General features: G+C 50.5%; 13 protein-coding genes. 6 read left to right on the plus strand and 7 right to left on the minus strand.

What is annotated here, in order from left to right; all coding sequences use genetic code 11:
- Positions 1-4 precede the first annotated feature (4 nt).
- The 3 genes from Q1A04_RS15700 to Q1A04_RS15710 form a co-directional block, all read right to left on the minus strand.
- Positions 5-1,150 carry a putative sensor domain DACNV-containing protein gene (locus Q1A04_RS15700; protein WP_299707895.1) on the minus strand — a complete coding sequence of 382 codons (1,146 nt, stop codon included), beginning with the start codon at positions 1,148-1,150 and terminating at the stop codon, positions 5-7.
- 222 nt (positions 1,151-1,372) lie between these two features.
- Complete coding sequence (locus Q1A04_RS15705) at positions 1,373-2,974, minus strand: M20/M25/M40 family metallo-hydrolase (protein WP_299707897.1); 1,602 nt, start codon at positions 2,972-2,974, stop codon at positions 1,373-1,375.
- Between the two features lie 126 nt (positions 2,975-3,100).
- Positions 3,101-3,670 carry a pseudouridine synthase gene (locus Q1A04_RS15710; RefSeq protein ID WP_299707899.1) on the minus strand — a complete coding sequence of 190 codons (570 nt, stop codon included), beginning with the start codon at positions 3,668-3,670 and terminating at the stop codon, positions 3,101-3,103.
- A gap of 374 nt (positions 3,671-4,044) precedes the next feature.
- Here Q1A04_RS15710 and Q1A04_RS15715 point away from each other — a divergent pair, with 374 nt between their 5' ends.
- Genes Q1A04_RS15715 through Q1A04_RS15730 form a run of 4 tightly spaced genes read left to right on the plus strand, consistent with a single transcriptional unit; the run spans position 4,045 to position 6,712 of the window.
- A complete protein-coding gene (locus tag Q1A04_RS15715; protein ID WP_299707901.1) occupies positions 4,045-4,479 on the plus strand; it encodes a hypothetical protein in 435 nt (144 codons plus the stop codon).
- 9 nt (positions 4,480-4,488) lie between these two features.
- The gene (locus Q1A04_RS15720; protein ID WP_299707903.1) at positions 4,489-5,583 is read left to right on the plus strand and encodes a toxic anion resistance protein; all 1,095 of its coding nucleotides are present in this window, start codon (positions 4,489-4,491) and stop codon (positions 5,581-5,583) included.
- Positions 5,583-5,768 (plus strand): hypothetical protein, encoded by a 186-nt coding sequence (locus Q1A04_RS15725; RefSeq protein ID WP_299707905.1) that lies wholly within the window; start codon positions 5,583-5,585, stop codon positions 5,766-5,768. Before Q1A04_RS15720 ends, Q1A04_RS15725 begins: the two co-directional genes overlap by 1 nt.
- A complete protein-coding gene (locus Q1A04_RS15730; protein ID WP_299707907.1) occupies positions 5,768-6,712 on the plus strand; it encodes a hypothetical protein in 945 nt (314 codons plus the stop codon). Before Q1A04_RS15725 ends, Q1A04_RS15730 begins: the two co-directional genes overlap by 1 nt.
- Before the next feature lie 488 nt (positions 6,713-7,200).
- On the opposite strand, the gene Q1A04_RS15735 is transcribed toward Q1A04_RS15730, so the two are convergent.
- Positions 7,201-8,757, minus strand: coding sequence for a YdiU family protein (locus tag Q1A04_RS15735; RefSeq protein WP_299707909.1), 1,557 nt, complete (start codon positions 8,755-8,757; stop codon positions 7,201-7,203).
- A gap of 185 nt (positions 8,758-8,942) precedes the next feature.
- On the opposite strand from Q1A04_RS15735, the gene Q1A04_RS15740 reads away from it, so the two are divergent.
- Together Q1A04_RS15740 and Q1A04_RS15745 are read left to right on the plus strand one after the other, a co-directional pair.
- Entirely contained in the window at positions 8,943-9,872 is a 930-nt protein-coding gene (locus Q1A04_RS15740) for a glyoxylate/hydroxypyruvate reductase A (protein WP_299707911.1), read from the plus strand.
- On the plus strand, positions 9,873-10,286 hold the full coding sequence (locus Q1A04_RS15745) for a VOC family protein (protein ID WP_299707913.1): 414 nt from the start codon (positions 9,873-9,875) through the stop codon (positions 10,284-10,286). It begins immediately after the preceding gene.
- Positions 10,287-10,368: 82 nt separating this feature from the next.
- Here Q1A04_RS15745 and Q1A04_RS15750 read toward each other — a convergent pair whose 3' ends face one another.
- The 3 genes from Q1A04_RS15750 to Q1A04_RS15760 form a co-directional block, all read right to left on the minus strand.
- The gene (locus tag Q1A04_RS15750; protein ID WP_299707915.1) at positions 10,369-10,890 is read right to left on the minus strand and encodes a GNAT family protein; all 522 of its coding nucleotides are present in this window, start codon (positions 10,888-10,890) and stop codon (positions 10,369-10,371) included.
- A gap of 187 nt (positions 10,891-11,077) precedes the next feature.
- Entirely contained in the window at positions 11,078-11,617 is a 540-nt protein-coding gene (locus Q1A04_RS15755) for a hypothetical protein (RefSeq protein ID WP_299707917.1), read from the minus strand.
- An 82-nt stretch (positions 11,618-11,699) separates the two neighbouring features.
- On the minus strand, positions 11,700-12,662 hold the full coding sequence (locus tag Q1A04_RS15760) for a hypothetical protein (RefSeq protein WP_299707918.1): 963 nt from the start codon (positions 12,660-12,662) through the stop codon (positions 11,700-11,702).
- Positions 12,663-12,682: the final 20 nt, after the last annotated feature.

Below are 12,682 nucleotides of genomic sequence, written 5' to 3' on the forward strand. Positions count from 1 at the left end.
CCCCCTAGAGCAGTAAGGAGTCGATGCGGTTGGCCTGAACCATATTTTCGCAGGCTGACCAACTGAAGATGGTAAAACGCCCATCTTGGGAGGCAACGAGTGCAATGGCATCCCGTTGGTCGTGCACGAACTGGGCGGCTGATAAATGCCTTGTGCCCCCACTGAGTACCGGCTGGTCGATCATGGCCTCGCCTCCGATCACGGGTTCTGTCAGGATGAGCTTGTCGACCGGCCTGCTGCCCAATTTGCGCGTTATCTTCGCACCGAAACCGTACAGCTCATACCTGTCACTGATAATGGTAGCACCGTCAACAGCTGTAAGTCCGGCCATGTGATTGATAGCTCTCCCCAGTTCATCCTGCCAGTTGGTATCTTTTTCGTCCTTTTCTTTTTCCAGCTTCATTAAGTCGGCAAGTTCGGAATAAGCCGGGTCAACCGCGTACCGCATGGGGTGGCGTATCGATGTACGCCAAGCTTCTGTACCGGCAGGCACCACCAGCAAAATGCCTCCCTTTTTGTGAGCGCGCATCGATACTGCCAGCTGTACCAGCACGTTCAGCGACTTGTTCCAAGCGCTAAGTGAGCTGAAACCGAGCGCCGAGTAGAGCACATCGGGACAATTGGGCAGATGGGCGCTTTGCTCGTGCACAATTTTCACTTGATCGCCCATCAGCACGGCCACATTAACAAACTTGCCGAAGCCGTCCTGTCGGCGGTGCTTGATCACGAGCAAACCGGGCTCTGACACATCGAGCACAAAGCAAAAATTGGGTATACTGCGCGTGGTGCCCCAGATGTGCAGGAAGTCCCCTTCGTACCACACGCCTAAGTGGATGCCCGGCCGCTCCACACCCGGCCCGATCTTGGTAAGCACGGCAGGGGACAGGGTCAGGTGATGCTCAAAGAGAAGCGGTTGCTCAGCCTGTTCTGGCGGCAGGAAGGCGAGGGATATTTTAGGTGATTGCCCTTCTTCGCGCCGTAGGCTGGCCCAGAACGCGGCATCGATGATCGCTTCTATGATACGGGCGCTGGGCACGGTAGCGAGGTTGTCGCCGCCCTGATTCTTTGCCGCTTCTATCTGTTCTGAAAAATGGTTCTCTGCTAGCTGAGCCACTTCACGCGCGGCTTGGTATGTTGATTTGCCAATCATATCTGTTTTTTACTTCCCTATTTTGTTATAGGAGTCTCTTGGCATAGGTGATGCTAGAGACCTATAATTTTATACGGTGCTTTGCACAAAAGTCAACGGGAGTCTGGAAAACAGCTTCCATGGCAGGCGCTGCAGGTATAGGCCTAAAAACAGTACAGCCGCTGCGGATGACCCACAGCGGCTGTACTTTAAATATTGGGGAAAGCCCTTTGTTTAATCGGTTTAGTCCAAACCGCCCTTACGGGTAGAAGGTCTGGCCTGTGGCCATGTCGTTTGCTCGCCTGTGCGCGGGTTAACCGGCATGACACTGCGCTCACGCGATACCAGTTCAGGTTCCTCACTGGCCATATATGCCAAGATTGCCGTCAAAATCACGTTGCTGCGAACATCATCAAATACAACTTTGTCATACGTGTCGCGGTTGGTGTGCCATGTGTAATTGCCGTATGACCAGCTCAGGGAGCTCAGCATAAAGGCTGGCACGTCGTGCGGAATGAAAGAGGCGTGGTCGGAACCGCCGCCGCCTGGGAAACCCGGGAAGGTTGTCTGGATGTCTTTGGTGATATCACGCGGAACAGCGCTCAACCAGCGACCCATATAGTCATAAGAGTTCAGGAAACCCTGACCGGAGATGTTCGCCACACGGCCGGTACCATTGTCTTGATTGAAAACAGCCTGTGTCTTCTTCACGATTTCTGGATGATCTTCCACAAAGGCGCGTGAACCGTTCAAGCCCTGCTCTTCGCTACCCCAGTGACCTACCAAGATGGTACGCTTCGGATTTGGGTATACCTGCTTGAGGATGCGCATTACTTCCATCATCAGGATCGTGCCGGTACCGTTATCGGTAGCACCTGTGCCGCCATCCCATGAGTCGAAGTGAGCCGACAGGATCACGTACTCGTCCGGCTTCTCAGAGCCTTTGATCTCAGCGATGGTGTTGAAAGTCGGAACAGGCTTCTTGGCGTGCTTCGACTCGGCCACCACTTTAATGCGTGGTTTGCTGCCGTTCTCAGCCAAGCGGTATAGCATGCCGTAGTCTTCCAAAGCGATGTCTACGGTAGGGATTTTCTTGGTATAAGCACTGAATATCTTGTTTACGCCGAAACCGCTTGACCAGTTCGACATCACGATACCGGCGGCACCGGCCTGCTCCAAAGCAACTGGCAGTGTACGGGCGTTTTTACCAGTCGCACTGATGCGCTTGCGCCAAGCTTCATTATGCTCTTCACGCACTTTTTTCATTTTCTCGAAAGACTCCTCGGTAGCGAACTCTTTCCAGTTGTACTCCGGACGGCCGCTCGGCTGGTTCATCGATACCATGACCATTTTGCCCTTTACGCTCGGCAACCAGCGCTGGAATGCAGCTGAGTCAGCAAACTCCGGCATGGTGATCACTTCAGCCGTAACACCTCTTGAAGGGGTAGACGGGCTCCAAGCCAACTGCATGCCTTCGAGTGATTTCAGGCGCGGGTGCACCATGTCGATGTGCGTGATGCCGCGCTCCCAGCCGCGCCATTCGCCATAGTTTTCGTTGCGGGCCTCTATGCCCCAGCTCTTATACTTGTTCACGGCCCAGTCGCCGGCCTGCTGCATTTGCGGCGTGCCAACCAGTCTTGGTCCGATGCCGTCCATGAGTTCGTGGCCCAGCTTTTCCAACTGCGAGTTCTCAGTGGCCATTTTGATGATGTTCTGAATAACAGGGTCTTGCGGCTTTTGAGCCTGTTGCTGCTGTTGCTGCGGACGCTGCGCGAAAACTGCGCTGCTCATACCGCCCGATAGCATTAACGCTAGCGCCAGAATGTGAATAGGGTTTTTCTTCATGGTAAGGTTTAAGGTATGGATTAGGTTACTTCTTAAGGGTAATAAGCTTAAATTTAAATTCTCAGACTTACGCTGGGCCCTTTGGTTTAAAGAGCACTATAAATTTTGCAGCCACCAGGTATAGCTTCAACCTAAATTAAAGCTCTCCACTTCCGCTACAATCCCCGGCACGAATTCCTGTAAGTGAATATCCCCAATCCGCACACGCACGAGACGCAAAGTAGGAAATCCCACGGCAGCGGTCATTTTGCGGACCTGTCGGTTTTTGCCCTCCGATATCGTGATGGAGACCCAACTGGTTGGGCCGTGGCGGTCGTCGCGGATACGGCGGCTGCGCTCGGGGAAGTCCGGCGTGGTCTCTAGCCGGAAAGCGGTGCAGGGGCGGGTACCGTACTGTTCGCCGTACAGCCCGATGGACACACCTCCCTGCATTTCAGCTATAGCTTCGTCCGTGATCAGGCCGTCCACCTGCGCATAGTATTCCTTCTCGACCTGCTTGCTGCGTACCTGTTCGCTCATCTTGCCGTCGGTGGTGAGCAGGAGCAAACCTTCGCTGGCTTCGTCGAGTCTGCCGATGGCCATGGTGCCGGTCGGGAAATCGTGCAGGTCACCGAGTAGCTTCTTCTTTTTCTTGTCGGTCACGAACTGGCTGATATAGCCGTAGGGTTTATGCAAAATAAAATGCCGATGCTGCATGTAAGCGAAGGTATAAAAATCGGGTATAGAACAGACTGCAAATTAGACAAAACCCCCGAATTTATCGGCAAGCGCTGTAAAGGTACAGCACCTGTTTGCGTAATAGGACAAACATAAGACGAAGCCGAACCGGGAACAGGCCTGCGCCATACCTTACCCATCGCAACCCGGCATAGGCGACAGCCCATGCAACCGCTTCCGCGTATAGAAGAATGTAAAAGGCCGGTCAGGTATAGTCGAAACAGGTGGAGAAAGGAATCATTCCGGCTACTATAAGCCCATCCATGGCACATCCGCCTCGCCGGCACTTGATTACATCAATTTATTTTGCTTCATTACATAGTAATTGAGCGTTAAACTTTATAAATACAAAAGTGATTTTTTGGACATTCTTAATAGCAGCTATATTGGGTTACATTGTGGGCCACTACATTGTGCCAAACCGAAAACTACGCACGGCCCTGCAGGATGTGCGCAAGCAATGCGCTGCAGCACTTGAAGAAGGCAATAAAGGTGTGTATAAAACCATCGTGAACGACAATGGCAAGTCCTCGGAGTTGGTAGTGGAAGTGCGCGAGCTGGCCATAACCAAGACCGGGCAGGTAAAAGTGGAATATGTGAGCGCACAGTACCGCAACCCCGATTTCAGAACAAAAAAGGGCGAAGCCTTGCTGAATGAAGTGCGCGACTTGCTCGGCGAGTACCTGCCGCTCAACGACATTGAGTGGTACGAAACCACCGACCGGCACGAGAACATCAAAAAGTATTTAAGCTCATTGGACCTAATCAACCACAACCTTTTTAGGTAATAAGACAAGATGGAAAAAACAGAGAAAACAGAGATTACGATCGCAGAGAATCAACAGAAGATACAAGAGAAGGCCTTGGCTATCTCAAAATCCATAGATCCGGCGAACCCGGATAGCCTGAGCAATTTTGGGGTGGAAACACAGCGCAAACTGGGCCACTACTCTAACGAGCTGCTCACCAAAGTAAAAGCCAAAGACTCTGGCGAGGCAGGCGATGCCATCAATGAGCTCCTCAACCAGATCAACATGATCAAGATCGATGAGCAGGAGAAGGGTGGCTTCTTTTCTAGACTTCCATTTGTGAAGAAAATATCAGACCGCTCGAAGCAGCTGGCTACGCAGTACAACTCTGTGTCTGCCAACGTGGATGATGTGGTGGTGAAGCTGGAGCGTACCCGCCAGAGCATTATGAAGGACTCGACCAGTCTGGAAGTGATGTTCAACCAAGCGGTAGAGTATATCCATGAGATTCGTTCTGTTATTGCGGCAGGAAAGATGAAGATCGAGGAGATCGAGAACGACATCATCCCGAAAATGCAGGAAGAGGTGGAAAGCAGCGGACAGGACGAACTGGCTGTGCAGCGCCTGAGCGACATGATAGCCTTCAAGGAGCGTCTGGAGAAGAAGGTGCATGACTTTCAGCTGTCGCATACCATCGCGACGCAGTCCATGCCGCAGATTCGCATGATCCAAACTACGAACGATGTGCTGGCCCAGAAGATTCAGAACTCGATCGTGACAGTGATTCCGGTGTGGCGTCAGCAAGTGGCCATCGCATTGGGGCTTGAGAAACAGCGCAAGGCACTCGAGATCCAGAAAAAAGTGACCGACACCACGAACGAAATGCTCCGCAAAAACTCTGAGCTTCTCAAGAAGAACGTAGTGATCGCGGCGCAGGAAAACGAGCGCGGCATCGTGGACGTGGAGACGCTCAAGAAAGTGAACAAGGACATGGTGGAAACGCTCGATCAGGTGATCAAAATCTCTGAAGAGGGCAGCAAGAAACGGGCGGAAGCCGTAAAAGAACTGGCACAGGTGCAGGAAGAGCTCAACAGCAAGATCATCGGCACCTTCGGCAAGTCCAAGCAGATTGAAATTGAATAATGATATACAGAGGAGACAAGAAAGAAGAAGAACTAGCCGTCCGGCACCGTATCCTGAGCGACGAACAGGAGGCGGTGCTGGACCTCTATATCCAACACATCGACAACATATTCGAAGAGATGAAACTCTCCGAGAAGTTGCAGGTCGAAATTGAAACCCAGCACCTGAAACGCATCCTGTCCTAATGATCAGATTTTTCCGTTCTTTTTTCGGGCTGGAACAGGAGTCAACCCGCACGGTAATGGACCATCCCGGTGCGGCCGATGCGCGCGCCATGCAGTACATCCGTGCCTCCAACGCCCGCCTCAATGCCCTGCACAAACTTTACGACAGGTATAAGCACACGCCCCACGCCGAAAAAATATTGGCTGTGTTCGAGAAGACCAAACTGATTCACAACTACCTCGTTACCCGCAAGCGCATACAGGAACTGGAGCTGTTTCATGTGCAGAACACGGAGCACTTCATCAATACCTTCACCACGGTGATCAACGTGCACGAGCGGCACATCAAGGATAGTTATATTCCGGAGCAGGAAAAGCCACAGACCGTGCCGCAAACCCAGAAACCCCGACAGCCCCGTCAGGCACAGCCACAACCTGCCCCGCTACGACCGGTTTCACCAAGACCTGAAAATCCGGGTCAGCCGTTTGAGTCGAAGGTAGAACAGGTGCTCAAGCGCATCGAGTCCGAGACGATCAAAGGCATCTATACCGCGCAGAAAGTAACGGAAATGGTGAAGCGGGTTGCCAATCAGGCACCCATCGGTGCACCGGACGTAATGCAGGCCAGCATACCGACTTTGTCTGTTCCGGTCATCGCCATCGACACTTACTCCCGCGTGTTTTACTCACCGGAACTAGAAGGAGGCGCCACCATGTCACGGGAGATCTCCTTTACTTGTTCGGATGCTGACAAGGATGTTTTTCTGCAGCACATTGCTTCTAAGTTAGGGATGGCTAAATCAGAGCTCAGCTATATCGGCAATGCCATGCTGGCTATACCTGATACCAAGGGGCCGAGTCCTGCCCGGCATGTGCCGATTGTGCACTGGCGCGGTTATCCGTATGCGGTGAGTTTAATGGATTACCGCTTGTTTCCAGTGAGGATGCATCGGAAGAGCTTTTAAGGAGTTCTGAGTCTTCGAGTTCTGAGTTACTCAGTAAGTATAACAAAAGAGCCTCTGTGATTTCAGAGGCTCTTTTGTTTTGAAGATTTTTGTTAGCGTAGCGGCTGCAGTTTTATATGGCAAATGACCTTGTTTTATAGCTTCGCCTGTGCGGCGGGCACCTTCTTTTTTTCTTGATAAAAAAAGAAGTCAAAAAAATCAAGACTCCCCAAACTCGCTGACCGCTCTCGACAGGGGGACCCCTTCACCCCCAACAGTGGAGCGTCGTTTGATGCACATGGCCAATGTGTCTTTTTCATTGCCAGCGTGCGAGTCACTCTTTCAATGCGTGCCAGTGGTTAAGATCTGCAACAACGTTTATACCTGTTGAATAGTAACTGCAGAAAGTCCCCCTTTGAAGGGGGCAGGGGGATGTTAATCGTACACAGCTCCTTCCGCTTATTTGGGGATAAGGGCCCTCGACAAAAGGAGGAAGTTGGGTGAAATGTTTACGAACTACAAGACAACATAGAGCAACCCGCCTTCTCACTTGCCCACTCCGGTCTTGTCTGGAAGAACTCGTCGAATTTATCGGAGTATGGCTCTTTCATGGCCTCCTGCAGTTTCACGAAAAGCGTGTCATCTCCTTTCTCCAGTCCCTCGATGGCCTGATGCAACAGGTAGTTGCGTAACACAAAGCGCGGATTGGCTTTCTGCATCATTTCCTGCGAGTCAGAACGCCTGATCTTATTCGTGTTCAGGCGCTCGAGGTAGTTGCTGATCAAGGTATAGAGCGCTGTTTTTTGCTCAGCCGTGAGATCTTCGTACAAAGCCTGTTTGAAATAAACAGCCACTTCTTCTTCACTTTCCACAGCCAGTGGTAGGTCGATCAATAGCTGGTAGAAAATGGTCATGTCCGGTTTGATCTCGGCCAGTGTTTTTTCGAACTGGCTGATCAAATCCCTGTCGATGTTGGACACTTGGTCGAGGCCCAGTTTACGGCCCATCATGGCGTAGTATTCTGTCCAATACACGTCTTTAAACGTATCGAGCGTGGCTACCAACTGGTCTTTGTCGGTGAGCGGCAGGAGCGCGCCCGCTAAGGCGCCTAAGTTCCAGTAGCCGATGGAAGGCTGTTTTCCGAAGGCATATCTTCTGCCCGGCAGGTCGGTTGTGTTTGGGGTGAAATTCGGGTCGTAGTCGTCTACGAAAGAGTAGGGGCCGTAGTCGATGGTTAGACCTAATATGGACATGTTATCGGTGTTCATCACTCCATGCACAAAGCCCACGCGCATCCACTCCACCATTAGGCGGGCGGTGCGGTCCACGATCTCCTTGAACCAGTCGATCACTTTATTCTCTCCCGTGATATGCGGGTAGTAGCGGCTGATAGTCCAGTCGACCAACTGGCGCAGGTTGTCTGTTTCTTTGCGGGCGTTCAGCATCTCGAAATTACCGAAGCGCAGGAAGCTCGGCGCCACCCGCATCACGATCGCACCCGGTTCGTAAGCCGCGTTGCCGTTGTAGAACATGTCGCGCAGCACAGGCTCACCGGTGCTCACCAGACTCAGGGCACGCGTGGTCGGCACACCCAGATAGTGCATCGCCTCACTCATCAAATACTCGCGCACCGAAGAGCGTAGTACGGCACGGCCGTCTGCACGGCGGGAATAGGGGGTGAGGCCTGCGCCTTTTAGCTGCAGCTCCCACGTCTTGCCATCAGGCGCTTCCCACTCGCCCAGTGTAATGGCGCGGCCATCGCCTAGCTGACCGGCCCAATTGCCGAACTGGTGTCCGGCATAGCAGGCGGCATAAGGGGACATGCTGTCTGTCACGTGGTTGCCACCCAGTATATCAATGTCTTTCTGGTCAGTCGGTTTGGCTATACCTAGTTCCGCGGCAAGTTCGTCGGACCATGCCAATAGCGTAGGTTTCTCAACCGGAGTAGGTTTGGCTTTGCTGTAAAGTACGCCCGGTGTCTGACGTGGGGTTAAGGTACCGCTGTCGTCACCGGGAAATTGATCTACAAATTCTTTTTTATAAGTTTTTGAGCTAAGTGGCTCCATATCTTTCAATTTACAAGTTAAGAAGTGCAGGCATCGCGTTCTGTCAAAACCTTTTGTCTGTCTTTTGATTTCTCTTTAACAAGATTTGTGCAAGATTAGTTAAATTTAAGCGGACTATCCCTGAGTTGTCCGTATGTATATGCTGGCTATACCTTGCCATCAATTCTAAAACAGACTTATACCTTATGTCGATCACCATATTTAGCCAAGGGAGAAATACAGGCCGTTGGGCAGACGCGCTGCGGGAGAGGCGTCCCGGACTGGAAGTGCGCACTTACCCCGAAACAGTACCTGCCGATGAAGTAGAGTTCGCTTTGGCTTGGAACCACCCGCTTGGCGCTTTCAAAGATTTTCCAAACCTGAAATGTATTGCCTCCACGGGGGCCGGCGTGGACCACATTTTGCGTGATCCGGAGCTGCCTGAAGGCGTACAGATCACTCGCATTGTGGATGAGGATCTGACACAGGACATGGGCATGTTCGTAACGGCCCTTGTGCTCAACCATGTGCGCTGTTTGCATGGCTACAAAGATGCCCAGCGCGAGCATGCTTGGAAACAGCACCGCTACCTACGCACCGCCGATGTGGTGATCGGGGTGATGGGCATGGGAGTGCTGGGCAGCCACACGGCAAAGCAGCTCAGCAATCTGGGCTTTAAGGTGCATGGCTGGTCGCGCTCCACCAAGTTACTGGAGGGTATAGGGACTTATGCCGGCCCCGAGGAACTCGAGGCTTTCCTGTCTAAATCAGACATCTTGATTTGCCTACTGCCCTTAACTAAAAAGACTTCTGGTGTACTCAACAAGGAATTGTTCAGCAAACTACCGAAGGGAGCACACGTGATAAATGTGGCGCGCGGCGAGCACCTCGTGGATGAAGACCTGATCGAGATGCTGGACAACGGGCACCTGTCCGGCGCCAGTCTGGATGTGTTCCGGGAAGAACCACTGCCAGCAGAACATCCCTTCTGGGAGCACCCTCAAATCAATGTAACGCCGCACATTGCCAGCATTACCAATCCGGCTTCGGCTGTGTCGCAGATTCTGGAGAACTACGATCGCATGCGCCATGGCGAACCGCTTATCAATGTCGTATCACAAACCAAAGGATATTAAATGAACCCATTCCACTATGCCTTCAAAGTGAAGGACATTGAATCGACCCGCCAGTTTTATGTTGGCATATTAGGCTGCAAAGAAGGCCGCAGCACCGAGCACTGGATCGATTTCGACTTTTTCGGTCACCAACTTTCTGCTCACGTTAGCGCCAACATCCCCGAGCCCGACTACTGCGGACAAGTGGCCGGAATCAGTGTGCCGGTACCTCACTTTGGCTGTTTGTTGAGCTACGAGCAGTTTGATGAAGTGCTTGAGCGATTAGTGCAGCATGCTATACCTTTCGTGGTAGAGCCCTATACCCGATACGAAGGCGAAGTAGGGGAACAGCGCACCATGTTCATCCTCGACCACAGCAAGAACCCACTCGAGTTCAAAGCTTTTAAAAACATGGACGAGGTGTTTGCTTCCTGATAAGATGCTATACCTGCTTTAACAGCAAAGGCCAGCTTGTAACGGATACAAGCTGGCCTTTGTATTTTAGTTGAGGCGAGGACTAAAGTTCAGCCTCAGGTATAGCCGAGCGCCTCACGGCATAGATCAGTTCATCCAAGTACTCGCCATTTTTATAAAAGGTCTTCTCGAGCCGTGCCTCTAGTGTAAAGCCTGCTTTTTCGAGCACTTTTTGGGAGGGAATGTTTGGTCCAAAAGGGCGGGCAAAGATTCGGTTGATGTCCCAGTGCTCAAACCCGTACCGCACCATTTGCCTGACGGCCTGCGGCATGATGCCCTTGCCCCAGAAAGGCTCGGCCAGCCAGTAGCCCAACTCCGCATTTTTCCGGTAAATGTCCGATTGCGGGTGTATACCTATACCGCCTGCTGCCTCACCCTCCACTTCAATGGCCAAAATGTTGGGAGGGGTACTTTTCGCGGTCATCTGGAGGAAAGCTATACCTTGCTCTTCCGTGTAGGGATGTGGAAAAACATCCGCCATGTTTTTGGCGATGTGGAAGTTGTTGGCATATTTCACCAGACTGTCGAGGTCAGTTGCAGTCCAAGGTCTTAGCTTAAATTTCATGGTCGGAGAATCTTAAAGGTTTCTTGAATAGGCAATCTGGGCAATTTGAGCAAGTCTACTCTTTGAAAACGATTTTTCCTTCTTTAAAGAAGCCGATCCATTTTTCTTTTAAGTCGGTAGGTATAGCGGACTTGGCCATAAGGCGGCGTAGCTGGCTTATGGGTGTGGTTAGCTATTGTTTTTCTTTTCACGCTTCGCCATTTGCAAAAGGCCCTTCTACTTTCTTCTTAGAAAAGTTGATGAAGGCACGCCAATAACAGTCTCCCCCGTCACTAACCAAAATCAATCTGTTTTGCCAGTCTTGCCTGTAAAACCTAAGCTTACCATTCGAATCTTCCATAGGGTAATCTCCTATTTCGCAGAGACCGTTTATGAAAACCAGAGAATCTCCTTTACTGTCGACATAGCAAATTATCTGCTTGTATGAGTTGTCCAGACTGTCGGCCTTTAAATATCTTGAGAACTTATCTTCATTGGCTGAAATCGATTTTCTTGTTAATGAAAAGATTTGGTCAACTTGTTCCTTAGTAGGAGTCCATAAAGTGGTATCTCCTTCAGAAATAAAGTTTGCCTGCTTCGCATCATTTATGATTGAATAGCGAAGCTTCTCTCTTTCCAAGGAGTCTGCTTCAAACTTTGTTGTGACTTTATTCTCGCTAGAGTCGTGCTTTACTTCACAACTTGCAAGAGCTAACACAACTAAGATAACCAGCAATGATTCTTTCATAATTCAAATAACAGCTAACGGTACTTGTGCAGCCGAAGCCCGAAGCGTAGCAAGGGTTAAAGCTGCACTGGGTTGGGTGGTGTTATTCTTTCAATATACCGAATTTACCGTTTCTGAAATCAACTGCTACCACACTCTCAAGAAAAAGCGCATTACCTGTAAGCCCTATAATCTTTTCTTCTTTGAAAAACCTGTTAAAATTAGGCATCAGATAAACATTTGATTGTGTGAGCACGGTTGAACCAAGTCTTATAGGCTCCTTTGATTTTCTCCCCAATGCAGGGAAGCTTTTACCCCAAGATGACACAGTCAGGGTGTCTGTGACACTGCCATCAGCTAGCTTTTTGAAGTATTTCTTATTCGTAACTAGAGGAAAAATACTAGAGCCTGTATCGAACATAACCCAATAGGTCTTGGCGCCAATCGTGAAAGGAAGCTTTACTCTTCCTTTGTCAATCCTGCATTCTGAAAAATCAAAGCGCTTTCCAGTTTCTGAATCAAGCGAGTCAAGCACCAACAGTCGATGGTTGGGGTAATCTATAACCAGCACTTTATTCTTGAAGAAAGAAGCACCTAAAGTGCCGACATGTTTTACAGTAGGGGAACTGACAGAATCAGACGTGAGTATAGCTCCGAAATCTTCAAAATACATTAGGTGTTTTAATCTATAGGACGTTTCCTCTAGATGAACTTCCACGTCTTTAAAGCTACCGTTCTGTCTACTCTGAATCCTGAAGGGCTTATTGACTGTATCTAACTTTGCCGCAAGCTCTGGATAAGCCTGCAGGTAGGGAGCAATGGCGTTGCCATAAAGCATGGAATGGGTTGCGCCCAGGTCAAACTGCACCTTGAAACGATGAGGTATGGAGTCAATTTGAAAGGGCGCGTACATGAATGCTTTATCAAAATACCGATTACCCAGAGTTGAGCCTTCCCAATGAAACGCAATCCACTCTTTGTCAGGTAATAACTTTGCTTCCCTGGGCACCTGCCCTAAGACCGAAAGGGGAAAAAAAAAGAACAATGCCCAAAGAGTGCTTTTCATATTTAAAATTAAAGTTTACA

Source organism: uncultured Pontibacter sp. (genome assembly GCF_947499215.1).
Classification (GTDB): Bacteria; Bacteroidota; Bacteroidia; order Cytophagales; family Hymenobacteraceae; genus Pontibacter.

Bases quoted from the DNA above. Each gene is read 5' to 3' on its own strand.
- Q1A04_RS15700 (WP_299707895.1), bottom strand. From the start codon at position 1,150: ATGATTGGCAAATCAACATACCAAGCCGCGCGTGAAGTGGCTCAGCTA.
- Q1A04_RS15705 (WP_299707897.1), bottom strand. From the start codon at position 2,974: ATGAAGAAAAACCCTATTCACATTCTGGCGCTAGCGTTAATGCTATCG.
- Q1A04_RS15710 (WP_299707899.1), bottom strand. From the start codon at position 3,670: ATGCAGCATCGGCATTTTATTTTGCATAAACCCTACGGCTATATCAGC.
- Q1A04_RS15720 (WP_299707903.1), top strand. From the start codon at position 4,489: ATGGAAAAAACAGAGAAAACAGAGATTACGATCGCAGAGAATCAACAG.
- Q1A04_RS15725 (WP_299707905.1), top strand. From the start codon at position 5,583: ATGATATACAGAGGAGACAAGAAAGAAGAAGAACTAGCCGTCCGGCAC.
- Q1A04_RS15730 (WP_299707907.1), top strand. From the start codon at position 5,768: ATGATCAGATTTTTCCGTTCTTTTTTCGGGCTGGAACAGGAGTCAACC.
- Q1A04_RS15735 (WP_299707909.1), bottom strand. From the start codon at position 8,757: ATGGAGCCACTTAGCTCAAAAACTTATAAAAAAGAATTTGTAGATCAA.
- Q1A04_RS15740 (WP_299707911.1), top strand. From the start codon at position 8,943: ATGTCGATCACCATATTTAGCCAAGGGAGAAATACAGGCCGTTGGGCA.
- Q1A04_RS15745 (WP_299707913.1), top strand. From the start codon at position 9,873: ATGAACCCATTCCACTATGCCTTCAAAGTGAAGGACATTGAATCGACC.
- Q1A04_RS15750 (WP_299707915.1), bottom strand. From the start codon at position 10,890: ATGAAATTTAAGCTAAGACCTTGGACTGCAACTGACCTCGACAGTCTG.
- Q1A04_RS15755 (WP_299707917.1), bottom strand. From the start codon at position 11,617: ATGAAAGAATCATTGCTGGTTATCTTAGTTGTGTTAGCTCTTGCAAGT.
- Q1A04_RS15760 (WP_299707918.1), bottom strand. From the start codon at position 12,662: ATGAAAAGCACTCTTTGGGCATTGTTCTTTTTTTTTCCCCTTTCGGTC.